Origin of the sequence: Bradyrhizobium iriomotense (assembly GCF_030160715.1) — a bacterium.
In the GTDB taxonomy this organism is placed as follows: domain Bacteria; phylum Pseudomonadota; class Alphaproteobacteria; order Rhizobiales; family Xanthobacteraceae; genus Bradyrhizobium; species Bradyrhizobium iriomotense.
In genome coordinates this window covers 49,879-74,727 of sequence record NZ_BSOW01000036.1, presented here as the reverse complement: position 1 = coordinate 74,727, position 24,849 = coordinate 49,879, and the positions used below count along the sequence as shown (strand labels likewise).

The 24,849-nt window shown below is 63.8% G+C and carries 29 protein-coding genes; 21 read left to right on the top strand and 8 right to left on the bottom strand.

All coding sequences use genetic code 11. From position 1 onward, the window contains the following. Nucleotides 1–54: 54 nt before the first annotated feature. Together blaOXA and QQL28_RS37135 are read left to right on the top strand one after the other, a co-directional pair. Entirely contained in the window at nucleotides 55–867 is an 813-nt protein-coding gene (blaOXA, locus tag QQL28_RS37140) for a class D beta-lactamase (protein ID WP_284273681.1), read from the top strand. A 92-nt stretch (nucleotides 868–959) separates the two neighbouring features. Further along, the gene (locus QQL28_RS37135; protein WP_284273680.1) at nucleotides 960–2,336 is read left to right on the top strand and encodes a serine hydrolase; all 1,377 of its coding nucleotides are present in this window, start codon (nucleotides 960–962) and stop codon (nucleotides 2,334–2,336) included. 313 nt (nucleotides 2,337–2,649) lie between these two features. Here the strand turns inward: QQL28_RS37135 and QQL28_RS37130 are convergent, their stop codons facing one another. Further along, nucleotides 2,650–3,243: a hypothetical protein gene (locus QQL28_RS37130; RefSeq protein WP_284273679.1), complete on the bottom strand. Its 594-nt coding sequence runs from the start codon at nucleotides 3,241–3,243 to the stop codon at nucleotides 2,650–2,652. 192 nt (nucleotides 3,244–3,435) lie between these two features. After that, a complete protein-coding gene (locus tag QQL28_RS37125; protein WP_284273678.1) occupies nucleotides 3,436–3,852 on the bottom strand; it encodes a DUF4260 domain-containing protein in 417 nt (138 codons plus the stop codon). Nucleotides 3,853–3,996: 144 nt separating this feature from the next. Between QQL28_RS37125 and QQL28_RS37120 the strand changes: the two genes are divergently transcribed. The 8 genes from QQL28_RS37120 to QQL28_RS37085 all read left to right on the top strand — a co-directional run bounded on the left by QQL28_RS37120 (nucleotide 3,997) and on the right by QQL28_RS37085 (nucleotide 9,058). Further along, nucleotides 3,997–5,529 (top strand): acyl-CoA carboxylase subunit beta, encoded by a 1,533-nt coding sequence (locus tag QQL28_RS37120; protein ID WP_284273677.1) that lies wholly within the window; start codon nucleotides 3,997–3,999, stop codon nucleotides 5,527–5,529. Between the two features lie 115 nt (nucleotides 5,530–5,644). Beyond that, complete coding sequence (locus tag QQL28_RS37115) at nucleotides 5,645–5,992, top strand: hypothetical protein (RefSeq protein ID WP_284273676.1); 348 nt, start codon at nucleotides 5,645–5,647, stop codon at nucleotides 5,990–5,992. A gap of 113 nt (nucleotides 5,993–6,105) precedes the next feature. Continuing rightward, complete coding sequence (locus QQL28_RS37110; protein ID WP_284273675.1) at nucleotides 6,106–6,552, top strand: DUF2214 family protein; 447 nt, start codon at nucleotides 6,106–6,108, stop codon at nucleotides 6,550–6,552. 125 nt (nucleotides 6,553–6,677) lie between these two features. Next, nucleotides 6,678–7,163: an adenosine-specific kinase gene (locus QQL28_RS37105; protein WP_284273674.1), complete on the top strand. Its 486-nt coding sequence runs from the start codon at nucleotides 6,678–6,680 to the stop codon at nucleotides 7,161–7,163. A 119-nt stretch (nucleotides 7,164–7,282) separates the two neighbouring features. Next, the gene (locus QQL28_RS37100) at nucleotides 7,283–7,468 is read left to right on the top strand and encodes a hypothetical protein (protein ID WP_284273673.1); all 186 of its coding nucleotides are present in this window, start codon (nucleotides 7,283–7,285) and stop codon (nucleotides 7,466–7,468) included. A 34-nt stretch (nucleotides 7,469–7,502) separates the two neighbouring features. After that, nucleotides 7,503–7,829, top strand: coding sequence for a GcrA family cell cycle regulator (locus QQL28_RS37095; RefSeq protein WP_284273672.1), 327 nt, complete (start codon nucleotides 7,503–7,505; stop codon nucleotides 7,827–7,829). Between the two features lie 175 nt (nucleotides 7,830–8,004). Continuing rightward, on the top strand, nucleotides 8,005–8,220 hold the full coding sequence (locus QQL28_RS37090) for a dodecin family protein (RefSeq protein ID WP_284273671.1): 216 nt from the start codon (nucleotides 8,005–8,007) through the stop codon (nucleotides 8,218–8,220). A gap of 106 nt (nucleotides 8,221–8,326) precedes the next feature. After that, nucleotides 8,327–9,058: a protein-L-isoaspartate(D-aspartate) O-methyltransferase gene (locus QQL28_RS37085; protein WP_284273670.1), complete on the top strand. Its 732-nt coding sequence runs from the start codon at nucleotides 8,327–8,329 to the stop codon at nucleotides 9,056–9,058. Nucleotides 9,059–9,167: 109 nt separating this feature from the next. On the opposite strand, the gene QQL28_RS37080 is transcribed toward QQL28_RS37085, so the two are convergent. Next, nucleotides 9,168–9,629: a VOC family protein gene (locus QQL28_RS37080; RefSeq protein ID WP_284273669.1), complete on the bottom strand. Its 462-nt coding sequence runs from the start codon at nucleotides 9,627–9,629 to the stop codon at nucleotides 9,168–9,170. 239 nt (nucleotides 9,630–9,868) lie between these two features. Here QQL28_RS37080 and QQL28_RS37075 point away from each other — a divergent pair, with 239 nt between their 5' ends. Next, nucleotides 9,869–10,207, top strand: a complete 339-nt coding sequence (locus QQL28_RS37075) for a twin-arginine translocation signal domain-containing protein (protein ID WP_284273668.1) — start codon at nucleotides 9,869–9,871, stop codon at nucleotides 10,205–10,207. Between the two features lie 141 nt (nucleotides 10,208–10,348). Here the strand turns inward: QQL28_RS37075 and QQL28_RS37070 are convergent, their stop codons facing one another. The 3 genes from QQL28_RS37070 to QQL28_RS37060 all read right to left on the bottom strand — a co-directional run bounded on the left by QQL28_RS37070 (nucleotide 10,349) and on the right by QQL28_RS37060 (nucleotide 12,653). Further along, a complete protein-coding gene (locus QQL28_RS37070) occupies nucleotides 10,349–10,585 on the bottom strand; it encodes a GCG_CRPN prefix-to-repeats domain-containing protein (protein ID WP_284273667.1) in 237 nt (78 codons plus the stop codon). Nucleotides 10,586–10,763: 178 nt separating this feature from the next. After that, nucleotides 10,764–11,774 (bottom strand): alpha/beta fold hydrolase, encoded by a 1,011-nt coding sequence (locus tag QQL28_RS37065; RefSeq protein ID WP_284273666.1) that lies wholly within the window; start codon nucleotides 11,772–11,774, stop codon nucleotides 10,764–10,766. 180 nt (nucleotides 11,775–11,954) lie between these two features. Then, nucleotides 11,955–12,653, bottom strand: a complete 699-nt coding sequence (locus QQL28_RS37060) for an ArsR/SmtB family transcription factor (protein WP_284273665.1) — start codon at nucleotides 12,651–12,653, stop codon at nucleotides 11,955–11,957. A gap of 165 nt (nucleotides 12,654–12,818) precedes the next feature. On the opposite strand from QQL28_RS37060, the gene QQL28_RS37055 reads away from it, so the two are divergent. The 3 genes from QQL28_RS37055 to QQL28_RS37045 are packed head-to-tail and all read left to right on the top strand — an operon-like array spanning nucleotide 12,819 to nucleotide 14,367. Continuing rightward, nucleotides 12,819–13,127, top strand: a complete 309-nt coding sequence (locus tag QQL28_RS37055; protein WP_284273664.1) for an NIPSNAP family protein — start codon at nucleotides 12,819–12,821, stop codon at nucleotides 13,125–13,127. 27 nt (nucleotides 13,128–13,154) lie between these two features. Beyond that, nucleotides 13,155–13,505: an antibiotic biosynthesis monooxygenase family protein gene (locus QQL28_RS37050; protein ID WP_284273663.1), complete on the top strand. Its 351-nt coding sequence runs from the start codon at nucleotides 13,155–13,157 to the stop codon at nucleotides 13,503–13,505. Between the two features lie 52 nt (nucleotides 13,506–13,557). Beyond that, complete coding sequence (locus tag QQL28_RS37045) at nucleotides 13,558–14,367, top strand: isocitrate lyase/PEP mutase family protein (protein WP_284273662.1); 810 nt, start codon at nucleotides 13,558–13,560, stop codon at nucleotides 14,365–14,367. Between the two features lie 56 nt (nucleotides 14,368–14,423). On the opposite strand, the gene QQL28_RS37040 is transcribed toward QQL28_RS37045, so the two are convergent. Then, entirely contained in the window at nucleotides 14,424–14,816 is a 393-nt protein-coding gene (locus tag QQL28_RS37040) for a hypothetical protein (RefSeq protein ID WP_284273661.1), read from the bottom strand. A gap of 186 nt (nucleotides 14,817–15,002) precedes the next feature. Between QQL28_RS37040 and QQL28_RS37035 the strand changes: the two genes are divergently transcribed. Further along, complete coding sequence (locus QQL28_RS37035) at nucleotides 15,003–15,644, top strand: trimeric intracellular cation channel family protein (RefSeq protein ID WP_284273660.1); 642 nt, start codon at nucleotides 15,003–15,005, stop codon at nucleotides 15,642–15,644. Here the strand turns inward: QQL28_RS37035 and QQL28_RS37030 are convergent, their stop codons facing one another. After that, nucleotides 15,645–16,862, bottom strand: coding sequence for a c-type cytochrome (locus QQL28_RS37030; RefSeq protein ID WP_284273659.1), 1,218 nt, complete (start codon nucleotides 16,860–16,862; stop codon nucleotides 15,645–15,647). It lies immediately after the preceding gene. A gap of 266 nt (nucleotides 16,863–17,128) precedes the next feature. Between QQL28_RS37030 and QQL28_RS37025 the strand changes: the two genes are divergently transcribed. The 6 genes from QQL28_RS37025 to QQL28_RS37000 all read left to right on the top strand — a co-directional run bounded on the left by QQL28_RS37025 (nucleotide 17,129) and on the right by QQL28_RS37000 (nucleotide 24,791). Continuing rightward, nucleotides 17,129–20,620 (top strand): indolepyruvate ferredoxin oxidoreductase family protein, encoded by a 3,492-nt coding sequence (locus tag QQL28_RS37025; protein ID WP_284273658.1) that lies wholly within the window; start codon nucleotides 17,129–17,131, stop codon nucleotides 20,618–20,620. A gap of 12 nt (nucleotides 20,621–20,632) precedes the next feature. Beyond that, nucleotides 20,633–20,902, top strand: coding sequence for a hypothetical protein (locus QQL28_RS37020; RefSeq protein WP_284273657.1), 270 nt, complete (start codon nucleotides 20,633–20,635; stop codon nucleotides 20,900–20,902). Between the two features lie 308 nt (nucleotides 20,903–21,210). Continuing rightward, the gene (locus QQL28_RS37015) at nucleotides 21,211–22,368 is read left to right on the top strand and encodes a thiolase domain-containing protein (protein ID WP_284273656.1); all 1,158 of its coding nucleotides are present in this window, start codon (nucleotides 21,211–21,213) and stop codon (nucleotides 22,366–22,368) included. Further along, on the top strand, nucleotides 22,368–22,757 hold the full coding sequence (locus QQL28_RS37010) for a Zn-ribbon domain-containing OB-fold protein (RefSeq protein WP_284273655.1): 390 nt from the start codon (nucleotides 22,368–22,370) through the stop codon (nucleotides 22,755–22,757). Before QQL28_RS37015 ends, QQL28_RS37010 begins: the two co-directional genes overlap by 1 nt. A 204-nt stretch (nucleotides 22,758–22,961) precedes the next feature. Then, nucleotides 22,962–23,822 carry a MaoC family dehydratase gene (locus QQL28_RS37005; protein WP_284273654.1) on the top strand — a complete coding sequence of 287 codons (861 nt, stop codon included), beginning with the start codon at nucleotides 22,962–22,964 and terminating at the stop codon, nucleotides 23,820–23,822. A gap of 90 nt (nucleotides 23,823–23,912) precedes the next feature. Further along, nucleotides 23,913–24,791, top strand: coding sequence for an SDR family oxidoreductase (locus tag QQL28_RS37000; RefSeq protein ID WP_284273653.1), 879 nt, complete (start codon nucleotides 23,913–23,915; stop codon nucleotides 24,789–24,791). Nucleotides 24,792–24,849 lie beyond the last annotated feature (58 nt).

Genomic DNA, 24,849 nt, shown 5'->3' with positions numbered 1-24,849 from the left:
GTTTCACCACGAAGTCGGCTGCACTCTCGCCGCCTCATCGAATGGATATCGCCCTTGCTGACCCGTCGCTCCACGCTCGGCCTTCTCACTGCGGCCGCCATCTTGCCGTCGCGCGCGCTCGCCAATGTCGCGCCGCCGCTCAGCGAAGTTCGCGATAGCCTTGCGAAGCGCTTTGCAGATGCCGGCACGGCCGGGACCTTCGTCGGCTACAAGGTCGACGACTACATGATCATCCTGAGCGACAAGGAACGCTCCGCCGAGCCGCGGCTGCCGGCCTCGACCTTCAAGATCCCGAATTCGTTGATCGCGCTCGAAACCGGCGTGGTGCAGGACCCCGACAAGGACGTCTTCCCATGGGACGGCGTGAAGCGCGACATCGAGGCCTGGAACAGGGATCACACGCTGCGCAGCGCCATCGCGGCGAGCGCGGTGCCGGTCTATCAGGAGATCGCGCGCCGCATCGGGCAAGAGCGGATGCAGCACTATGTCGATCTCTTCGAATACGGCAATCGCGACATCGGTGGCGGCATCGACCAGTTCTGGCTGACCGGAAACCTGCGCATCGATCCGATGGACCAGATCGACTTCGTCGACCGGCTGCGTCGCCGCGCGCTGCCGATTTCCGGACGCAGCCAGGATCTCGTCTGCGATATCCTGCCGGTGACGAAGGTCGGCGCCTCCATCATCCGTGCCAAGTCGGGGTTGACCGGGAAAGAGCAGGGCTCGCTCGGATGGATGGTCGGTTGGGCCGAGAAGGACGACGCCCGCACGGTGTTCGCGCTCAACATGGATTGCCGCGAGCCGCGCCACATCGCCGACCGCATGACGTTGACGCAAGCCTGTCTTGCCGATATTGGCGCAATTTGACGTAGCAACTCTGGCCTCTGTCGCGCCGCTCGACTAGCATCGCTCCGCCGCCAATGGGCCGTGCGGCGCAATCGCTGCGTACGAGACCTTGTATGATGCTGCATCGTCGCTCGGTTCTGCTCGGGAGCTCCGCACTTCTTCTCGGCGGGGCGCGGCTGCATGCGCAGTCGGCGCCTGAGCAGGAGCTGGTTGCGCTACTCAGGGAGCACATCGAGGCCGGCCACGAGACGATGGGGCTCGTGGCGGGCCGCATCGATGATGGCCGCCGCATCGTCGCGACTTATGGGCGCTCTGGCGCTGCCAATAATCGCCCGCTCGACGCCGACACCGTCTTCGAGATCGGCTCGATCACGAAAGTCTTCACTGCTCTGCTGCTGGCCGAGATGGTCGGGCGGGGCGAGGTGGCGCTGGATGATCCCGCTGCCAAATTCCTGCCCGAGCGGGTGAGGATGCCGGAGTACCAGGGCGTGCCGATCACGTTGCTGGATCTTGCGACCTACACCTCCGGCCTGCCGCGCATGCCCGACAATTTTGCGCCAAAGGATCCCGCCAATCCCTATGCCGACTACACCGCCGATCGGCTCTACGATTTCCTGTCGAGCCACAAGCTCGGCTTTACGCCGGGCAAGCACTACGAATACGCCAATCTCGGCTTCGGCCTGCTCGGGCACGTGCTGAGCTTGCGCGCCGGCAAGAGCTATGAGGAACTCGTCACCTCGCGCATCTGCGCGCCGCTCGGCATGGACGACACGCGCATCACGCTTTCCGCGGCGATGCGCGAACGCCTGGCGCAGGGCCACGATACGGCGTTGGCGCCCGTCGCGAATTGGGACCTCGATGCGCTCGCAGGCGCCGGCGCGCTGCGCTCGACGCTGAACGATCTCTTCAAATTCGTCGAGGCCTATCAGGGCACGCGCGACACACCCCTCGCAGCCGCCATGAAGATGACGCTGTCGGTGCGGCGTCCAAGAGAGTCGCAGCGCGACGTCGCCATGGGCTGGTTCACCAGCCTGCGGTTCGACGACGAGGTGATATGGAAGGACGGAGGCACCGGTGGTTACGCGACCTTCATCGGCTATTCGACCAGGACGGGGAAGGCATCCATTCTGCTGTCGAATGCGAACGACTATGCCGCCAACACCTCGCTCGCGGTGAACATGATCAACCCGGCCTATCCGCCGCCGAAGATCAGGCGCGAGGTCCCCGTCGATCCCGCGCTGCTCGCGGCCTATGTGGGCCGCTACCAGATCGTGCCGACCTTCGTGCTGACGGTGCGTGCCGACGGCAGTCATCTGTTCGTGCAGGCGACGGGGCAGGCCGAATACGAGGTGTTCGCCGAGAGCGAGACGGATTTCTTCTATCGCGTCGTCGATGCCCAGCTCACCTTCGCGAGGCCCGGGGACGGCGCCGCGCCGATGCTGACGCTGCACCAGAACGGCAAGGACATGCGCGGGCGGCGGATGCCTTAGAACGCGGCGGAGGTTAGGCTTGATTGCTGCGACGAAGGTGGTGCCCTCCCTCTCCCGCTTGCGGGAGAGGGGTGGGGTGAGGGTGCTTCCGCATTGGGATTGTCCCGTTGCGGAAAAAGCCCTCACCCGGCGCTGCGCGCCGACCTCTCCCGCAAGCCGGATAGGTTGAGCGAACTCGCGGCCCAATCGATTCAACCTAAAGCCATTCCGCCCTAAAGCGCGATGAGATTAGGATGAATCGTCATCGCGCTTTAGGTTGTTGTTTGCGCATGATCTTTTCGGAAAACCGCTTCACACTTTTCCGGATCATGCTTTAGGAATCAGCGGCCTTCTTCGCCGCCAGCGCCTGGTCGATCGCGCAGCCGCCGATCTCGCTGATCGCGTGCGAGATCACGTCGCCGTTCTTGGCAAAGCCGTCCGACAGGATATCGAACTGCGTACGGGCGAGGCGTAGCATTACGATCGGCACCGCCACCGCGGTCTCGTTGAACGCGTCGACGGACTTGCGGAGCGCGTCGAACTCGGCGGTCACATCGGCGACATGGGCTTCGGCGTCCTGCATCAGCTTCAGCATCCGCCCGCGCTCCGCTCCGAAGTGTGCACGCTCGGTCGCGCCGGTCGCGGTGATCTCCGCAAGCTGCGCGCGCAGCCCCTCGACCTCCCGCAGCAGCCCGTCGGAGGTGACCTCGGCGATCTCGCGCAGTTCGGCATTGCGCGTGCTCTGCTCCAGCTGACGGTGATAGAGCTGCTCGGCCGATGTCGCCCGCTGCGACAGCGCTTCGATCGTTGCGGCGGCGCGCATCAGCATCTCGCCGTTGCGGCCCGAGACCATGCTGGCCATCCGCCGCAGGAAATCGACGGTTTCGTCACCGGTTTGGGGTGGCAGGGATACGACCGTGGCGGACATCCGTGATGCCTGGGAGCGGGGTCAAAAAATAGCCGAAGAAAACAATCGAGCGTACTGATCGCCGCCGTACCGACTGAAAGCTCACGCGAACCCATCGGCGCTGATCGTTGATCGAAACAAGCCTGAATCGGCGGGATCGGTCAATCCGCCCCGAGGCCCAATCGACCGGAAAGGCACGGCCGAGCCAGCCATTCACGCTTTCCCCAAGGGATCCTTGGCTCGTCCGATCCGCCCGAGATGGGTGAAGCCGAAGCCGGCCTGATATTTCAGCCCGTAGCCCAGCGCCCGGTCGAGGCCGATATGGGCGAGCCAGATCATGGCGATGGAGAGCAGGAGCGGCCATTCCAGCGCAAAACCCACGGTGAGCAGCGCCACCGGGACCATGTAGCTGTGCGCGGCATTGTAGACGATCGCGCCCGACCGGCTGTCGGCGAGGTATGCCAGGAAGCTCAGATCGGGGGCCAGGAAGAGCAGGGCGAAGACTGCCCAAGACCCGCCCCAGACCGCATAGAGCAGCACCATGCCCGCAAACAGCGTCAGCCCCTCCAGCCGGAGCAGGACCTTGACGCCGCCGGTCACCTCGCCGGTCGCCGTGACTGCATCATGCATCTTTATCGCCTCCGATAGGCCCCTGTAATTCCTCGGGCTTTTAGCCGCCTTGGGCGCGGCGGGCATGCGCAAAGCCGCTTCCCGGTCCGCAAAATGCCGTGTTAGAACCGCCGCCAATCGCACCTTAAGAACTGGCGGGAGCAAATGAAACACATCCTGGACGCCCTCGAAGAACGTCGCGCCGGCGCCAAGCTCGGCGGCGGGGAAAAGCGCATCGAAGCGCAGCACGCCCGCGGCAAGCTGACCGCGCGTGAGCGTATCGAGCTCTTGCTCGACAAGGGATCGTTCGAGGAGTTCGACATGTTCGTCGAGCACCGCTCCATCGAGTTCGGCATGGAGAAAAACAAGGTGCCGGGCGATGGCGTTGTGACCGGCTGGGGCACCGTCAATGGCCGCAAGACCTTCGTGTTCGCCAAGGATTTCACCGTGTTCGGCGGCTCGCTGTCGGAAACGCACGCGCTGAAGATCACGAAGCTCCAGGACATGGCGATGAAGGCGAGGGCGCCGATCATTGGCCTCTATGACGCCGGCGGGGCGCGCATCCAGGAGGGCGTTGCGGCGCTCGCGGGCTATTCCTACGTCTTCCGCCGCAACGTCATCGCCTCCGGCGTGATCCCGCAGATCTCCGTCATCATGGGCCCCTGCGCCGGCGGCGACGTCTATTCACCTGCCATGACCGACTTCATCTTCATGGTGAGGAACACCAGCTACATGTTCGTCACCGGCCCCGACGTGGTGAAGACCGTCACCAACGAGGTCGTCACCGCCGAAGAGCTCGGCGGCGCCTCCGTGCACACCACGCGCTCCTCGATCTCCGACGGCGCGTTCGAGAACGACGTCGAGGCGATCTTGCAGATGCGCCGCCTGATCGACTTCCTGCCGTCGAACAACGCCGACGGCGTGCCGGAATGGCCGAGCTTCGATTCCATCGAGCGCATCGACATGTCCCTGGACACGCTGATCCCCGACAATCCGAACAAGCCCTACGACATGAAGGAGCTGGTGCTGAAGGTCGTGGACGAGGGCGACTTCTTCGAGATCTCGGAGGCCTTTGCCAGGAACATCATCACCGGTTTCGGCCGCATCGCGGGCCGCACCGTCGGCTTCGTCGCCAACCAGCCGATGGTGCTGGCCGGTGTGCTCGACAGCGACGCGTCACGGAAAGCCGCGCGCTTCGTCCGCTTCTGCGACGCCTTCAACATCCCGATCGTCACCTTCGTCGACGTGCCGGGCTTCCTGCCGGGCACCGCGCAGGAATATGGCGGCCTGATCAAGCACGGCGCAAAACTGCTGTTCGCATACTCGCAGTGCACAGTGCCGCTGGTGACGATCATCACCCGCAAGGCCTATGGCGGCGCCTTCGACGTCATGGCGTCCAAGGAGATCGGCGCCGACATGAACTACGCCTGGCCGACCGCCCAGATCGCCGTGATGGGCGCCAAGGGCGCGGTCGAGATCATTTTCCGCAGTGACATCGGCGACCCCGACAAGATCGCTGCGCGCACGAAGGAATACGAGGACCGCTTCCTGTCGCCGTTCATCGCAGCGGAGCGCGGCTACATTGACGACGTGATCATGCCGCACTCGACGCGGCGGCGGATCGCGCGGGCGCTGGCGATGCTCAGGGACAAGAAGGTCGAGATGCCGGCGAAGAAGCACGACAATTTGCCGTTGTAGGGGAAAGCGTAGGGTGGGTTAGGCGAAGCCGTAACCCACCTGCAAACCAACCGCGTGTCAAAGCTTTGGTGGGTTACGCTACGCTAACCCACCCTACGGTTTGATCTTGATTGCAATGACCGAAGACGATCCGACCGACGAGATCTCAGACATCGAAGCGCGGATCGAGGCGCTGGCCGAGATCGCCGAGCGATGCCGGAAGTTCATTCTGGCTTCGAAGATCGCGATCGCTGGCGGCGTTGCGTTGCTGCTTCTCACGATCCTCGGCCTGCTGGGATCCGGTCAGATCACAGCGCTTGGATCGATCGCCTTGGTGCTGGGCGGAATCGTCTCGCTTGGATCGAATGTCAGCACGTTGCGACAGACCGATGCCGCCATCAGCGCCGCGGAGGCGCTTCGATCCCAACTGATCAGCAGGATCGACCTTCGCATGGTTGCTGATGCGCCAATGAAGCTGATGTGATGCGCTTCGCAGGGTGGGTTAGCGTAGCGTAACCCACCATTTCGTTTGATGCATGCGTTGGTGGATTACGCTTCGCTGATCTGCCCTACGAGCTCTCTCCGGGAAATCCTGCCATGTCCACGCTTTTCGCCTTCCTCCATCACCTCTGCGCCTTCACGCTGGTTTCGGCCGTCGCGATCGAGTTCACGCTGATCCGGCAGGAGATCACGGCCGCCATCGCGCGGCGGCTCCAGGTCACCGATCTGGTGCTCGGCATTGCCGCAGGCGCGCTATTCATCATCGGGCTGCTCCGCGTATTCTTCTTCGAGAAAGGCTGGGATTACTATTTTCACAGCCATGCCTTCCTGACCAAATTCGCGCTCTTCATCATCATCGGGCTGCTGTCGATCGTCCCGACGCGCGAGTTCCTGTCGTGGAATGCGGCGCTGAAGGCGGGGCAGGTGCCGGTGATCGACGCGAAGCGGAAAAGGCTGGTGACGGCGATCATCCATGGCGAGCTTGCCGCCATCGTCATCATCGTGCTGTGCGCGGCCATCATGGCGCGGGGAGGGTGGGTCTAGCCCCATGGCAACTCGCTCGTCACTGTCCCGGCTTCGCCAGCGCGGAGCCGGCCGCCTTTGGCGGCTTGCAATCGTCGTCCATTGGCCTACCATGATTTGCGTGTCTACCTTGAGGGAGCGCAGCCATGGAACTCACCGTGGTGCCCATCATCAAGCCGGACGCCGCCAACTTCATCTTCGGCCAGTCGCATTTCATCAAGACCGTGGAAGACCTCCACGAAGCGCTGGTGGGCGCCGTCCCGGGTATCCGCTTCGGGCTGGCCTTCTGCGAGGCCTCCGGCAAGCGGCTGGTGCGCTGGTCGGGCAACGACGAAGCCTCACTTGCGCTGGCGCGCGACAACGCATTGGCCATCGGCGCCGGCCACACCTTCCTGATCTTCCTCGGCGACGGCTTTTTCCCCGTCAACGTGCTGGCCGCGGTGCGCGCCGTGCCGGAGGTCTGCCGCATCTACTGTGCGACAGCCAACCCGACCGAGGTGATCGTCGCGCAAACGGAGCAGGGCCGCGGTGTCCTCGGCGTGGTCGATGGCGCCTCGCCGCTCGGCGTCGAGACTGACGCAGACATTGCGTGGCGGAAAGACCTGCTGCGAAAGATCGGCTATAAGCTGTAGTGGCTGGATGCAGCCGAAGTGACGGGCCTGCATCGACACTCTCGTCGAACCCACGATCGTGAGACGCCCGGCACGTTAACCACCGGCGCTCTCAAGCTCCAGACCCGAGGAGCAACAGCATGAAGCAGAACATCCCCGAAGAAGTTTCCACCGGCTTGATGGATCGGAGCCGCTTTGTGATCACGGTCAGCGCGATGCCGCCCCGGGATCCTGATGACGAAGACGATGACGATGACGATGACGATGAGGAAGAAGAGGAGGACGACGACGAACCGGCGGTCGTACGCGAGCCGGACGAAGACTAGAAAAGTGGATGGCAGTTGGCGTACAATGTCTCCCATGAGTTGGGATGCGAAAGACGTAGCGCTGCTCAAGAAGCTCTGGGTCCAGGGACAGAGTGCCGCACAGATCGCGCGCCGTCTCGGGTGTAGCCGTAACGCCGTCTGCGGCATGCTGACCCGCTTGGGCCTGAAGCGTGGCCACAAACCGCCAACGGCAAAACCCAAGATAAGGCCGGTCCGGAAGCAAGAGCCGGCGTTGTTGGTGGCCTGTGCCCAGCCGGTGGCAAAGAAGGTCTCGCGGAAGACAACAGACAAGCAGCCCAAGGAATTCAGCAAGCGCCAGCTTTACGCCATGCTGGCTGAAGCGGTCAGGAATACGGGCTAGCGGCTCACGGTGGCGCCGCTGCGGCGCTATTTCGATAGCGGGCAGCGATAGCGCCGCCAAATGGCTTGGGTTGCCAGCCCTGCGACATGCACGTCCTTTCAGCCGCGATATCGTGCTAGGTTCGTGCGCAGCAGGGAGCACCTGCTTCCTGCTTCATAACGAACGGGAGGACGACATGCCTGAGAGCGTCTACAAGGTCATAGAACTGGTCGGTACCAGCAGCGACTCCTGGGAAAAGGCCGCTGCCAACGCGGTCGAGCAAGCCGCGAGATCTCTTCGGGACCTTCGCGTCGCAGAGATCGTCAAGCTCGATATGCAGCTGGATGCCAAGGGAAAAGTAGAGGCCTATCGCGCCAAACTCAACGTGTCGTTCAAGTTCGAGGGCACCTGAGCTTAAGCAAACCTCGCCTCGCTTGCGGGGCGAGGTCGGATCTGACGCGCAGGGTAGCGCTCAAGCGGTCGACGTGAATTGTGTCCCTCCTGGAGAGCGCACGATCATGAAGGTCTTGCCGCTGCTCGTGTTCGCCATGGGTGTCGTCGCGTGGGAGGCGACGGCACAGGACGCACAATGCGTCCGCGAACGCGCCGCCATGGTCGAGACCATCCGGGCCTACGCCCGGTCCGCCGCCGGTGTTTTGGGACAGCAGGGCGTGTCGGAGGGGGTCCTTGAGGTCATGGCGCAAACGAAACGCCATCTGTTCATCCCTGAGCGAACTTGCTCCGTCGCATACGCGGATACACCGGTACCGATCGGCCTCGGCCAGACCATATCGCAGCCGTACATCGTGGCCTTGATGACCCAGTTGGCCGAGGTCGCGCCCGATCACACCGTGCTCGAAGTGGGTACGGGTTCCGGCTACCAGGCCGCCATCCTTGCGCGCCTGGCTCGAAAGGTCTGCACCATCGAGATCATTCCGCAATTGGCCGAGACCGCCGCGAAAACCTTAAGAGACCTTGCGTATGACAACGTGAGCGTCAGGCTTGGCGATGGCTACGATGGCTGGCCCGAATGTGGTCCTTTTGACGCAGTCGTCGTGACTGCCGCGCTCGGGGAGTTACCGCCGCCGCTGATTGAGCAGCTTAAAGTAGGTGGCCGACTCGTCATGCCGGTGGGACCCGGTTACAGCACCCAGCAGCTCACGGTCGTCGAAAAAATCGCTCCTGGCAAGACGACGACGCGCGCCGTCGCCCTGGTGCGCTTTGTCCCGTTTACGCGTTCACAGAACTGAAGGCCGGCAACGACCCGGCGTATCAGGCGGGTTAGGCGAAGCCGTAACCCGCCGCTTCTGCGACTGACCGATTGGCGATTGACGCTAGCGCCAATCCGCCCTTCGAGGCCTACGCCGCCTTGTTTTGCTGCTTCATGGCCGCGGCCGCGCGCTTCTTCAGCTCAGCCGGCGATACGTCCTCGATGTGGGTGCCGATGTGCCAGCGGTTGCCGGCCGGATCCGTCACGCCGCCGCTGCGGTCGCCATAGAACTGATCCGATGGCTCCATCAATGACGTGCCGCCAGCCTTGATCGCCTTCTGATAGACCGCATCGACATTGGGCACGTAGAGATACAGCATCGTGGAGGTGGCTTGTGCGCGCTCCGAGGCGTCCGAAATCATCACGATTGAGTTTCCGATTTTGAACTCCGCATGTCCGACCTTGCCGTCGGGGCGCATCAGCGGCTCGAAGACCGGTTGGGCACCGAAAGCCTCTTTCATGAAGCGGATGATCTTCTCCGCGCCGTCGACGACGAGATAGGGCGTGATGGTGTGGTAGCCCTCGGGAACCGGCTTTACCTGTGTTGCCATGGCTGTCTCCTCTGGTCTGCTGGGTTTGATCCATGCTGGACGACCCCGCGCGCCCCCATCTTGTTCGAAATGTTCGATCCCTTCTTTGGACAAAGTATGACGGCCGTTGTGTCATTCTGACCGCGTGCATGCTTGTCAGTTTTGCGCAATCTACCTGAATGCAAGGTTCAGCCTGAGTTCATTTCCTCGGCGCGACACTTCCTTCGCATCATTCAACGCTGATTGAAGAGGAAGACATCATGGAGCGCCGGGACTTTTTGAAACTCGCATTCGGTGCTGCAGCTGGTGCCGCTGCATTGACGGCGGCCGCGCAGGCCGCGCCGCTGGCGCCACAACCCATCGAAGGCCCGGCCAACCTGCCGCGCGGCAATCCCGAGGTCCATCCCGCAGTCACCAGCAGCGAGGAGGCCGGGCAGCTCAAGCCCGAGCAGGTTCGCTGGCACGGCGGCGGTCATCACTGGGGCTGGCACCACCACCGTCATTGGGGCTGGCGCCGCCGGCATTGGGGTTGGCATCACCGCCATCGCCACTGGGGCTGGCGGCACCGCTGGCACCGCCGGCACTGGCGTCATTGGTAGGGTGTGCTGCAAGCAACAAGTCGAATCAAGAAAGGGGATCGCGGTGGCGATCCCCTTTCTTGCCCGTGAAAACGGCGGGCGCTCAAAAAAGAAGATGGCCGCGCACTGGAGTGCGCGGCCACGCTGCTGTGCAAAATCAGATCAGACCGGGCGGCAGCGGCCAGCCCACCAGCGGAAGCCCCACGGACAGACGCGCGGACGGGGAGCGACGACCACGACCGGCGCGGCGGGGGCGACCACGACCGGACCGCCCATCGGACGGCAGCCGCCATAGGGGCCGCGATACCACCCCGGTCCGCAACCGCCGGCAGCGCTGGCTGCCTCGCTGAAACCTGCAACAGCGCCGGCGAGCAAGACGGCGGCAAGAAGATATTTCATATGAGCTCCCTCTCTGGTCCTTGGGTCACGCCCTTGCGGCGCACAATGAATCAAAAGGTACGATTCGGCGTGTTAAATTTTGGCGACATGCCGAAGCGGCGCGATCCAAATTGGCAATCGTGACCTGAATACGGCATGAACACCGCTGTTCATGCTGTTTGAAGCGACATAAAGGCTTTTAGCGGCCGAGAAAGTCGAGCACCAGGTCGCGATATCTCTCGGGCGCCTCGAGAAAGACGAGGTGGCCAGTGTCGGGAATGATCTCTGCCCGCGCATTCGGCATCTTTGCAGCGAGCGCTTTGGCGAGATCGGCATTCTGCCCCATCTTCGGCCGCAGCGCCTCCGGCGCATTCGGTCGGCCCGGCGCGTTGTGGTCGTCGGCCCCCATGATGAACAACGTTGGTTGCGTAATGAGCGGGATCTCGTGCGCCACCGGCTCGCGATAGATCATCTGGCCCGAGCTGACGAAGGCGCGCAACCAGCGCGGATAGTCGGGGCTGCCCTTGAGGTTGAAACGTGCGTCGATGAACGGCGTGATCGCTTCAGGCGGCAGCTTGATCGCGTAGTTGGTCTGGAGCTGCTTGCGATAGCCCTCGGCCGTGAGCCTGTCCTCGGTCTCGATGATCTTTTCGGTCGGCACCGGCGGCACATAAAGGCGGTAGTCTTCAAGCCCGATCGGCACGGTCAGCACCAGATGCGACACGCGTTCCGGATAGGCCCGCGCGATGCGTACCCCTAACATGCCGCCCATGGAATGGGCGACGATCTCGGCCTTGTCGATCTTGAGATGATCGAGCAGCGCGATGGTGTTGCGCGCCAGCGTATCGAAATGCAGCTCTCCGAGCGGCTTGGACGATTTGCCGAAGCCGATCTGATCGGGCACCACGACGCGGAAGCCGGCCTCGCTCAGCATCTTGATCACGGGCGCCCAATAGCTCGACGGAAAATTCCTGCCGTGGAGCAGCACGACGGTGCGGCCGTTCGGCTGCTGAGGCGCGACGTCCATATGGGCCATGCGAAGCTCTTCGCCGTCGTTGACCAGCGGCAGCAGGCTCACGGGGTAAGGATAGGCAAGGCCCTCGAGGCCGATGCCGTAGGGCTCGCGCGGTGCGGGCTCGGTGGCGCTAGCGGAGGTGAGCGGAAAGGCGAGGAGGGCGGCCGCGAGCGCGGCCGGGAGGATGCGGGTCATTGAAGGCTCTGATTGGAACTGAAGCTGCGAGACACAGTCTCCGTTATGCCCTGGCGCAAGCACGAAGCAGCTCTTCGCACAGATGTTCCGGGCATCCACAGTGCGAGCCGCAATAAACGCGCGGATGGCCGGGTCAAGCCCGGCCATGACGGAAGCCTTCGTTCACACGCGATTGTGTAACTACTCGTGCCCGCTGCCGAACAGCGCGGCAAACTGCTTCTCGCCGGCGCGGGTGAAATTCACCACGCGGCTGCCGGGCGTAGCATCGCGCGCCGCCCATTTCAATTCGGTGAAGCGCTTCATCATGGCCGCGCCCAGCGTGCCGGCGAGGTGATGCCGCCGCTCGCTCCAGTCGAGGCACGCTTTGCAGACCGGTCGGCGCGGATGGGTGAGCATGTCGGGCGAGATCTGCAAATGCCTTGCGAGGAAGCGTTCGCCCTCGACCGTGAGCTCGATGTCCTGCTTCTTCTGCTTCACCAGGCGCCGCTCGCGCAGGCTGTCGAGCATCTGCACGCCGAGATCGCCGGCGAGATGGTCGTAGCAGATCCGCGCCCGCCGCAGCGCCGGATCCTTCGGCCCGGTGCGCACGCGCATGTGGCCGGCGCGGGCGGCAAGCCCTGCGAGGCCTTCGAGCACGCCCGCGACATCGGGATCGGTGAGGCGGTAGTAGCGATGGCGGCCCTGCTTCTCCGGCTCGATCAGCCCGCCGGCCTCGAGCTTTGAAAGATGCGAGCTCGCGGTCTGCGGCGTGATCCCGGCCTCCTGCGCAAGCTCGCTCGCGGTGAGCGCGCGGCCGTTCATCAGCGCTGTCAGCATATTGGCGCGGGCGGGGTCGCCGACGAGCGAAGCGACCATGGCGATGTCAGGTCCTGCTTTCATGCTTCGATGATAGCCGAAGCATTGTGGTCGAGCAAGGGCGTAGGCTTGCAGCCGCAAACACGTCATTGCGAGCGAAGCGAAGCAATCCAAACTGCTTCCGCGGCGACGGTCTGGATTGCTTCGTCGCTTCGCTCCTCGCAATGACGGGAAACACCGGAGCAAACCATGTCCATCACCGTCTTCATCCGCTACCAGCTCGATCCCTTCAAGCGCGCGCAGTTCGAGGAATATTCGAAGCGCTGGCTCACCATCATCCCGAAATGCGGTGGCGATCTGATCGGCTACTTCATGCCGCACGAGGGAACCAACAACATTGCGTTTGCGCTGATCTCCTTCGAAAGCCTGGCGGCGTACGAGGCCTATCGCACGCGGCTGCGCCAGGACGCCGAGGGGATGGCGAACTTCCACTCCGCCGAGGAGAACAGGTTTATTCTCGCCGAGGAGCGGACGTTCCTGCGCAAGGTGGTATTGTAGGCGCAAACAACAACAAGGGAGGCGCCCATGATCGCCGTGATCTTCGAGGTCTGGCCGAAGCCGGAGCACCGGCAGCACTATTTCGATCTCGCGGCCGATCTGAAGCCGATCCTGCAAACCATCGATGGCTTCATCTCGGTCGAGCGATTCGAGAGCCTGACCGAGACGGGCAAGATCCTGTCGGTGTCGTTCTGGCGGGATGAGGCCGCCGTGGAGGCCTGGCGCAAGACGATGGAGCATCGCCGCGCGCAGGCCAAAGGCCGCGGAAACTTCTTTGCCGATTATCGCCTGCGCATCGCCAGCGTCGTCCGCGACTACGGCATGACCGATCGCGACGAGGCGCCGAAGGACAGCCGCGCCGTGCACGACGCGCACTAGCGCGAACCTGCTCGCATCCCCATGTCTGCGCGACCAACAAGGGAGAAGAAACATGCACGTCACGACCGCGGACAAGCGCGCGACATTTCGCAAGATGCACGAAAGCGGCTGCTTCATCCTGCCCAATCCGTTCGACGTCGGCAGTGCCAAGGCCTTGCAGCATCTCGGCTTCAAGGCGATCGCCTCATCGAGCGCCGGCTTTGCCTGGACCATCGGGCGCGCCGACAACCGCGTCACCGTCGACGATGTCTGTCAGCATCTGGCAGCATTGTGCTCGGCGGTCGACATCCCCGTGAATGCGGATTTCGAGGGCGGCTTCGCGGTCGAGCCGGACAAGGTCGCGGAAAATGTCGAACGCGGTGTGCGGACCGGCGTTGCCGGGCTGTCGATCGAGGATTCCACCGGCGACAAGGACAAGCCGCTCTATGATCGCGCGCTCGCGGTCGAGCGCATCAAGGCGGCGCGCAAGGCGATCGGTGATAGTGGCACGCTGCTGGTCGGTCGCTGCGAGGCCTACTTATGGGGCGTGAGCGACCTCAAGCTTGTCATCGACCGGCTCGCGGCTTACGCCGATGCCGGTGCCGATTGCCTTTACGCGCCGGGCCTGAAGACGCGCGAGGACATCGCAGCCGTCGTGAAGGCGGTGCATCCAAAGCCGTTCAATCTCCTGATCGGCGCACCCGGCCTGTCCCTGCAAGAGGCTGCCGATCTCGGCGTGCGCCGGATCAGCGTCGGCGGCTCGCTCGCCCGCGCCGCCTGGGGCGGTTTCATGCGCGCGGCGAAAGAGATGGCGGAGAAGGGCACTTTCGCCGAGCTTGGGAGCGGCTATCCCGGCGGCGAGCTGAACAAGATGTTCAGCTGACGCATGACAAAAGCGGCGGGACACTATCGTCCCGCCGCTTTCGTATTTCAGGAGCGTTACTGCGCCTTGCCGCCGTCAGACGGCGCAGCCGGAGCTGGCGAAGCCGGCTGGCTTGGCGCCGCACCCGTGGTCACGCCCGGGGAGGCGTTGTTGCGCGGCGTCACGTCGCGCATGCCCGGAGGCGCGGCCGGATTGGCAGGCGTCGTCTGCGCGGTCTTTGCTGGCGGCTCGGTCGTGGCCTGGTTCACGCTGGTATTGTTCAAGCCGTAGAACACTGCGCCGAGCACCAGCGCGATCGCGACCGCAAACAGCGCGATCTTGCCGCTGGAGGCGGGGCCTTCGCCGAGCTCGGGGTCTGCCTGAAGGTCGGCATCCCGCCGCGCCGCGCGCAGATACTCATCCTCGCCGATGGGGCGATAGGGGTCATTCGGAAAACGCTCGTCGGCCATCGCTTGATCTCCTCGAATGGACTGACGAGACAACCCGGGCATGCGAAGTTCGGTTCCGGGGGATCTCATGCTTTCGTCGGATGTTGCCGCGCGCGCGGGAATCGGGAACCTGTTCACGTCGGATGAAACCTTGTTCATCCTGGAACTTGCGACGTAAGTTCCGCTCTCGAAACGGGATGACAAGCGATGTGGAGCCTGCCACCAAGCGACAGCGTGCTGAATTTCCTTTCCCTCGTCGCGGTCGCGGCGCAGGGAATGACGGCGGCGCTGGCCGCGGGCCGGCGCAGCATGGACTGGCTCGGCGTCTGCTTTCTCGGCTGCATCACGGCGCTCGGCGGCGGCACGCTGCGCGATCTCTTCCTCGGCCATTATCCGCTCGCCTGGGTGCAGCACCCCGTTTATCTCGTGCTGAGCGGCGGTGCCGCCTTCATCACGATTCTGATCGCGCGCCTCGTGCATCGGCTCAAGCTCGCCTTCATCGTGCTCGACGCGATCGGGCTCGTGGTCTTCACCATGGCCGGCTGCGACGTCGCCTGGCAGATGAATGCATCGCTTCCCATCGTGATCGTCTCCGGCATGGTGACGGGCTGCGCCGGCGGCGTGTTGCGCGATGTCCTCTGCAACGACGTGCCGCTGCTGTTTCGCTCCGAGCTCTACGCCAGCGTCTCGGTAGTGACGGGCCTGTTCTATGCCACCGCGTTCGGGCTGAAGATCAACGACGAGCTCTGGACCATTCTCACCTTCGTGCTCGGCATCAGCTTCCGCCTGCTCGCCGTCCGCTACAAATGGGAGATGCCGAAGTTCGTGTTCACGGGCGACGAGGATTGACTACGGCCCCTGGCTCCGTGCCTTCCCGACCTGCGCGGCCGTGACCAGCGACGCGGCATTGCCCCAGGAGTTGCGGATGTAGTTCGTCACCGCTGCGATCTGCTCGTCCGACAATTGCTTGGCATAGGCCGGCATCTCGCCGGTGTTCGGTGCGCGCGGCGTCGTCACGGTGTGCGCGCCGTCGAGGATGACGCGGAGCGTGGAGGACGGATTGTCCGATTGCAGCAGCGCATTGCCCGGCAGTGGCGGATAGATGCGCGGCGCACCGGAGCCGTCGGCTTCATGGCAGGCGATGCAGAAGCGCGCATAGACGGCCTGGCCCGCCTTCATCTCGCTTTCCGATGGCGGCGTCGTCGCGGCCTCGTTCGGTCCCGGCGGCAGCCCCTTCAGATAGACTGCGATGGCGCGCACGTCGGCATCGCTCATCTTCGAGGTCGAGTTGACGATGACCTCGGCCATCAGCCCGTCGGCGTGGCTCTTGGCATTGCGGCCGCTTTGCAGATATTCGGCGATGTCGTCCACGCTCCAAGATTTCAGCCCGCTGCGCGCGGCGCTATCGAGCCTTGGTGCGAACCAGCCGCCGACCTCGTTGCCGGAGAATGCCAGCTCGCGCTTGTCGGCGCCAAAATAGTTCTTCGGCGAATGGCAGGCCCCGCAATGGCCAAGCCCCGTGACGAGATAGCCCCCGCGATTCCAGGCCGTCGTCTTGAACTGGTCGGGCTCGAACAGGCCGGGCTTGAAGAACAGCCAGTTCCAAGCGCGCATCAGGGATCGATAGCGAAATGGCCAGCGCAGCTCTGGCGGCTTGACGCGGTTCGCAACCGGTGTCTGCGTCGCAAGATACGCGCGGATCGCCAGGGTGTCGTCCTTGGTCATTTTGGTGAAGTAGGGGTAGGGGAACGCCGGATAATAATAGGAGCCATCCGGCGCCACGCCGAAGCGCAGCGCGCGGGTGAAATCGGCGTCCGTCCAGCCGCCGATGCCAGTGTCGCGGTCCGGCGTCAGGTTCGGCGCATAGATGCCTCCAAAGGGCGTATCGATGCGTTTGCCGCCCGCGAACGGCTTTGCGGGATCGGCGGTGTGGCAGCTTGCGCAGTCGCCGGCTTCCACCAGCGCCTTGCCGTGGGCGATCGCCTCCGGCGACGGCTCGCTGGCGGTTGCTGCAACTGCACTGCACAACGCGAGCCCCGACACCAGAGATGCCAGAATCGTCCGCATTCCCAGCCTCCCCCTGCGACCAATCGCCATGGGGCGCATTATAGACGCGTTACGTCGTTTCGCGACGCCCCGGGTATGCTGACACAAATTGAAAAGGGCGGGCCGATTTGCCGCCACGAAATTGCGATTTTCGCCGGTGCCCCGCTCTGGACCAGATTTGTGATGCGGAGGCTTAAAATTCCGACATAGAGTGGCGCGGGCACCCGGGGCGCCCTAGCTAAAAACAACGGGCACGCCAACGACTTAAGAGGGCGAAGAGGACAAAAATGGGTATCAACCAGGGTCCGATCAGTCTCGATCAGAAATACACCCAATCCACCGGACACGTGTTCACCACCGGCATCCAGGCGCTGGTCCGCCTGCCCATGGCCCAGATCCGGCGCGACCGCGCCGCAGGGCTGAACACCGCAGGCTTCATCTCCGGCTACCGCGGCTCGCCGCTCGGCGGCTACGACCAGCAGCTTTTCGCCGCCCGCAAGCACCTCGAACAGTACAACATCAAGTTCCAGCCCGGTGTGAACGAGGATCTCGCCGCCACCGCGATCTGGGGCTCGCAGCAGCTCAATCTCTCGCCCGGCGCCAAGTACGACGGCGTGGTCGGCATCTGGTACGGCAAGGGCCCCGGCGTCGACCGCTGCGGCGACGTCTTCCGGCACGGCAATGCCGCGGGCTCGGCCAAGAACGGCGGCGTGCTCTGTCTTGCCGGCGACGACCACGGCGCAAAGTCCTCGACCGTCCCGCATCAGTCCGACCACGCCTTCATCTCGGCGCTGATGCCTTACCTCTATCCATCCAGCATCCACGAGATGATCGAGATGGGTCTCCTGGGTATCGCGATGTCGCGCTACTCGGGCTGCTGGGTCGGCATGAAGGTGATTACGGAGACGGTGGAGACCACCGCCGAGATCGATCTCACCGACGAGATGAAGCCCTTCATCATTCCCGCCGATTTCGAGCTGCCGCCCGGCGGCCTCAACCTGCGCTGGCCCGACGATCGCTTCGAGCAGGACCGGCGCCTCCAGGACTACAAGGGCTATGCGGCGATCGCTTTCGCCCGCGCCAACAAGGTCAACCGCGTCACGATGGATTCGCCGAACGCCCGCTACGGCATCATGGCGTCGGGCAAGAGCTACGAGGACGTGCGGCAAGCGCTGCGCGAGCTCGGCATCACCGAGGAGGTCGCGGCCAAGATCGGGCTTCGCCTCTACAAGATCGGCATGCCCTGGCCGCTGGAGCCGGAGGGCGTGCGACAGTTCGCGGTCGGCCTCGAGGAGATCTTCATCATCGAGGAACGCCGCGAGATCGTCGAGAACCAGGTCAAGCAGGAGCTGTTCAACTGGCGCGACGACGTCCGCCCGCGCATCATCGGCAAGATGGACGACCACGACAAGCGCTTCCTCACCTTCGCCGCCGAGCTCAGTGTCGCCTCGCTTGCAAGCTCGATCACCGAACGACTCCTTCGACTTAATCTCAACCCTGAAATCGCCGAGATGCTCCGCGCCAAGGCCGACTGGTTCAACGGCCGTCAGGCCACCCAGATGCAGGCGACCGCGCCCGTCTCCCGCACCCCGTACTTCTGCTCCGGCTGCCCCCACAACACATCCACGAAGGTCCCCGAAGGCAGCCGCGCGCTTGCCGGCATCGGCTGCCACTTCATGGCGCTGTGGATGGATCGCTCGACCGAGACTTTTACGCATATGGGCGGCGAGGGCGTGCCGTGGGTCGGCATCGCGCCTTTCACCAACGAGAACCACATTTTCGCGAACCTCGGCGACGGCACCTATTTCCATTCCGGCATTCTGGCGATCCGGCAGGCGATCGCCTCCAAGGCCAACATCACCTACAAGATCCTCTACAACGACGCGGTGGCGATGACCGGTGGCCAGCGCCATGACGGCGACCTCTCGCCGCAGCAGATCACCTTCCAGCTCCATGCCGAAGGCATCCGCGAGCTCTATCTCGTCTCGGAAAATCCCGACGCCTATCCCGCAGATACCATTGCGCCCGGCGTGAAGAAGTATCATCGCGACGAGCTCGAGAACGTCATGAAGATGTGCCGCGAGTACAAGGGCACGTCCGCGATCGTCTTCGTGCAGACCTGCGCCGCCGAAAAGCGTCGCCGCCGCAAGCGCGGCCTGATGGAGGATCCGGCGCGCCGCGTGATGATCAACCCGGCGGTCTGCGAGGGCTGCGGCGACTGCTCGGTGCAGTCGAACTGCATCTCGGTCGAGCCGCTGGAGACCGAGTTCGGTCGCAAGCGCACCATCAACCAGTCCTCCTGCAACAAGGACTATTCCTGCTTGAAGGGCTTCTGTCCGTCCTTCGTCACCATCGACGGCGGCGCGCCGCGCCATCGTGCGCCGGCGGAGCTTGCTGATATCGGCGAGCTGCCGGAGCCCGCGTCGAAGCCCTCGCTGGACAAGCCCTACAACATCGCCGTCGGTGGCGTCGGCGGCACCGGTGTGCTCACGATCGGCGCGCTGCTTGGCATGGCCGCCCATATCGAGGGCAAGGCCTCGATGATCCTCGACATGTCGGGCCTCGCGCAAAAGGGCGGGGCGGTGCTGAGCCACGTCCGCCTGTCGGATCATCCGGCGGAGGTGACGTGCTCGCGCATCGTCACGGGCACGGCCGATCTCGTGCTCGCCGCGGACGAGGTCGTCGCGGTCGCCAAGGACACGATCTCGCTCTGCGATTCCAGCCGCACCCGCGGCATCATCAACAGCCACGTCATTCCCACCGCCGATTTCATCCTCAACCGCGACTTCAACTTCCAGACCCGCAAGCTGAACGCGGTGCTGGAAACCGCTCTGCACGAGGACTCCACCTTCTTCGACTTCACCAAGCCAGCCGAGCAGCTCCTTGGCGATGCGATCGCCACCAACATGATGATGATGGGCTATGCCTATCAGAAGGGCCTCTTGCCGGTTGGCGCCGAGGCGATCGAGCAGGCGATCGAGGTCAACGGCGTCTCGATCAAGATGAACAAGGAAGCCTTCCGCCTCGGCCGTCTTGCGGTCGCCGATCCCAAGCGGCTCGCCGACATGCTGAAGGGCCAGGACGATGTGGTCGCGCCGAAGAGCCTTGAGGCAATGACGCTGGATGAGATCATCGAGCATCGCTCCAAGCATCTCACCGCCTACCAGAACGGCCGCCTTGCCAAGCGCTATCGCAAGCTGGTCGACCGGGTCCGCGACGCCGCGGTGAAGGGCGGCCATGGCGATGCGCTCCCGCGCGCTGTGGCGATCAACTACGCCAAGCTGCTGGCCTACAAGGACGAGTACGAGGTCGCGCGGCTCTTTACCGACGGCCAGTTCGAGCAGCAGCTCCGCGACCAGTTCGAAGGCGACTTCAAGTTCAGCTTCAACCTCGCGCCGCCGATCCTCAGCAGTGGCGTCGATGCACAGGGCCGCCCCAAGAAGCGCGCCTTCGGCCCGTGGATGCTCGGCGTCTTCCGCTGGCTCGCAAGATTCCGCTTCCTGCGCGGCACCCCGCTGGACATTTTTGGCTACTCGGCCGACCGCAAGCTCGAGCGCGACCTGATCAACGGCTACGAAAAGGACGTCGCCACCGTGCTCGGCCTGTTGTCGCCGGTCACCCATGACACCGCAGTGGAGCTGTTGTCGCTGCCCGACCGCATCCGCGGCTACGGCCCGGTCAAGGACAAGGCGGTGCAGGCCGCGAAAGCCCGCTATGCCCAGCTCGCCGCCGACCTCGCAAGCCCGCCGCCCGCGCCAAGGCAGATCGCGGCGGAATAGGGTGGTCGCTTGATGAGCGAGTGGCTGGGGCTCCACTGGGGCGAAGTGTCGCTCGGTTTCGTGTGCGGAGTGATCTGCTCGCCGACCAAGCTTTTTTGGGAAAGAGTCTTGTTCGCAGGCGGGCTTGTCCTCGCGATCTACTTCCTGATGGTTCGCGCGGTGGCCCATGCCGGATTCAGGTGGAACAACGAAATTGCCGCCCTTTGCCTGCTGGGCGCATTTCTCGGATGCCTTGTGCGCCCCGCGCTGCTCCTTTGCATGGGGTTGATTTCGAAAAAATAGAAAATAGCTTGTGCCGTCGGGCAAATCACCTTTATGATCTTGGCTAATCTCTCTTGCCCCGGACGCAGCGCAGCGCCTCTTAGCGGTGCGCTGCAGAGCCGGGGCCGATTTCGCAACGATGCGCGCGGCGGCATGGGTCCCGGCTCTGCGCAGCAACGCTAGAGCGTTGCAGCGCGTCCGGGACACGAGACATCTGCCCACTTGCGCCAAGCCGCTGCCCGCTCGCCCGACGGAATATTTCCGCGCTTGCCAATACTGGCCCGGCGCGTCAGAAAAACCGACAGAAGAAACGTCAGCGGAGACTCCACTTGACCATCAAGGGCAAGGCCTACATTGCCGGGATTTATGAGCACCCGACCCGGCATGCGCCGGACAAATCCACCGCGCAGCTCCACGCCGAGGTCGCCAAGGGGGCGATCGAGGATGCCGGGCTGAGCAAGGACGACGTCGACGGCTATTTCTGCGCGGGCGATGCGCCGGGCGGCGCCTGGCCGATGGTCGATTATCTCGGCCTAAATACGAAGAAGCTGAGCCACGTCGATTCCACCGAGACCGGCGGCTGTTCCTACATCATCCATCTCGGCCATGCGGCAGAAGCGATCGCCGCGGGCAAATGCTCGATCGCGCTGATCACGCTCGCGGGCAAGCCGCGCACCGGGGTGATGCCGCCACGGGCGGCCGGTGCCGAGCTCGATTTCGAGGCCGCATACGGCGCGACCACCCACAATGCCTATGGCATGTGTGCCATGCGCCACATGCACGACTATGGCACCACGAGCGAGCAGCTCGCCTGGATCAAGGTCGCGGCCTCCCATCACGCGCAATACAATCCGCACGCGATGCTGAAGGACGTCGTCACCGTCGAGGACGTCCTGAATTCGCCGATGATCTCCGATCCCCTGCATCGGATGGACTGCTGCGTCGTCTCCGACGGCGGCGGCGCGCTGATCGTGACGACGCCGGAGATTGCCAAGAGCCTGAAGAAGCCGCAGGTGCGCCTGATCGGCCATGGCGAGGCGATGAAGGGGCCGCGCGGCGGCAAGGATCTCGACCTCACCTACTCCGCAGGCGTGTGGTCCGGCCCTCGTGCCTTCGAAGAAGCGGGCATCACGCCGAAGGATATCAAGTATGCCTCGATCTACGACAGCTTCACCATCACGGTGCTGATGCAGCTCGAGGACCTCGGCTTCTGCAAGAAGGGCGAGGGCGGAAAATTCGTCGCCGACGGCAATCTGATCTCGGGCGTCGGCAAGCTGCCTTTCAACACCGATGGCGGCGGCCTGTGCAGCAACCATCCCGTCAACCGCGGTGGTATGACCAAGATCATCGAAGCCGTCAGGCAGTTGCGAGGCGAGGCGCATCCGAAGGTGCAGGTCAGGAATTGCGATCTCGCCATCGCCCACGGCACCGGCGGATTGTTGGGCGTCCGCCATGCCGCCTCGACGGCCATTCTGGAGCGCGTGTGATGGGTGATGCAAAGAAATATCCGGCACCGGTGACGAGCGCGGAGACGGCGCCGTTCTGGGACGCCGCGAAGCAGGGCAAGTTCATGATCAAGCGCTGCACGGCGTGTGGCGAAGCACATTACTTTCCGCGCGCGATCTGTCCGTTCTGCTTCTCCGACAAGACGGTGTGGGAGGAGTCTTCGGGTGAGGGCACGATCTACACCTACAGCCTGATGCGGAAGTCGCCGACCGGACCTTATGCGATCGGCTACGTCACGCTGAAGGAAGGTCCGTCGCTCCAGACCAACTTCGTCGATTGCGATCTGACGACGCTGAAGATCGGCCAGAGGGTGAAGGTGGTGTGGAAGTCCACCGACGGCGCGCCGCTGCCGTTCTTTACGCCGGTGTAGGTCTTTGTTCCTTCTCCCCTCGTGGGAGAAGGTGGCGCGAAGCGCCGGATGAGGGGTTCTCTCCATGGAGAGACTTTCGCTGCGGAGCGAACCCCTCACCCCAATGAGTTTGTTGCGACGAGAGCGCAGCCCTCTCCCACAAGGGGAGAGGGCACAACAACTGGCGACGTCGCTCGCGGAAAGGATCTCTGGAGGAATGCGATAATGTCGGCCAGATATGAAGAACTCAAAGGCCTGAAAAACCTCGGGCAGAAATACGCCTACAGCGATCGCGAGGTGATGCTCTATGCCTATGGCATCGGGCTCGGCGGCGATCCCATGGACGAGAAGGAACTCGCCTTCGTCAACGAGGGCACGCTGACGCCGCGGCCGCTCAAGGTGGTGCCGACGTTCGCCTCCGTCGCGGCCTGGGGTTCGGGGCCGGGCGAGATGAATCTGAATCGCGTCATGGTGGTCGACGGAGAGCGCGACATCACTTTCCACCAGCCATTGCCGGCCGCGGCTCACATCACCGCCGACTCCTCGGTGCTCGAGGTCTACGACAAGGGCAAGGACAAGGGCGTCGTGATCAGCCACCAGACGGTTCTCAAGAACGAGAAGGGCGAGAAGCTCGCTACCCTCGTCGCCTCGCGCTTTGCCCGCGGCGACGGCGGCTTCGGCGGGCCGAACCTGACGCAGCCCGATCCCCACAAGATTCCGTCGCGCGAGCCCGACAGGACGATCGACATCTCCACGCGTCCCGACCAGGCGCTGGTCTATCGCCTCTGCGGCGACCGCAACCCTCTGCACAGTGATCCCGAGTTCGCCAAGAAAGCCGGCTTTCCGCGACCGATCCTGCACGGCATGTGCACCTACGGCATCACCTGCCGCGGCGTGCTCCAGACCTATGCCGACTACGATCCAAGCGCCTTCCGCCAGCACATCGCGCGGTTCTCATCGCCCGTCTATCCCGGCGAGACCGTAACCATGGAGCTCTGGAAGGACGGCAACGTGATCTCGTTCGAGGCGAAGGTGAAATCGCGCGGCGTCACCGTGATCAAGAACGGCAAGACGGTGCTGGGTTAGGAAGGTCTCGTGCCCCGGACGCGGCGCAGCACGTAAGAAATGCGCCTCTGAGCCGGGACCCGAGAAAAACGAGAACAGGGAGAAGCCATCATGGGACTACTCGACGGCAAGGTTGCGCTGATCACCGGCGCGGGCGGCGGGCTCGGTGAGGCCTACGCAAAACTGTTCGCGCGGGAAGGGGCGGCGGTCGTCGTCAACGACCTCGGTGGCCCTCGCGATGGCTCAGGCGCTGACAAGTCGATGGCCGAGCAGGTGGTCGACGCGATCAAGGCCGAAGGCGGCCGCGCGGTCGCCAACGGTGCCGACATCTCCACCATGGAAGGCGGCCAGTCCGTGTTCGACGACGCCATCAAGCACTTTGGCCGCGCCGACATTCTCGTCAACAATGCCGGCATTTTGCGCGACCAGACTTTTGCCAAGGCCGCGGAAGCCGATTGGGACCAGGTCATCAAGGTGCATCTGAAGGGCACCTTCTGTTGTACCTTGCCGGTGTTTCGCTGGATGCGGGAAAATGGCGGCGGCGTCATCGTCAACACCTCCTCGACCTCGGGCCTGATCGGAAATTTCGGCCAGACCAATTACGGCGCGGCCAAGGGCGGCATCTGGGGCCTGTCCAACGTGCTGGCGATCGAGGGCCGCAAATACAACATCCGGATCTGGACGCTGGCGCCGGGCGCGCTGACCCGCATGACCGCAGACCTGCCCCGCTATAAGGAGAACCCAGGTGCGGCGCTCGGGCCGGACGGCATCGCGCCGGCCGTGCTATACATGGTCAGCGATTTGTCGGGCGACCAGACCGGCAAGGTGCTGGGCGTGTCCGGGCCCCGCGGCGTGCGCGAAATGCGGATGATGGAGATGGAAGGCTGGAAACCGCCGCACACGGGCTGGAAGGCCGAGGACATCGCAGATCATGCCAAGGAGATCTTCTTCTCCGAGGAGGAGATCAGGAAGTCGGCGCGGCGGTTTTGATTTTTGGAGAGTCGTTCCAGGGCATGCCAAGCATGAACCTGGAACCTCGAGACTCCGG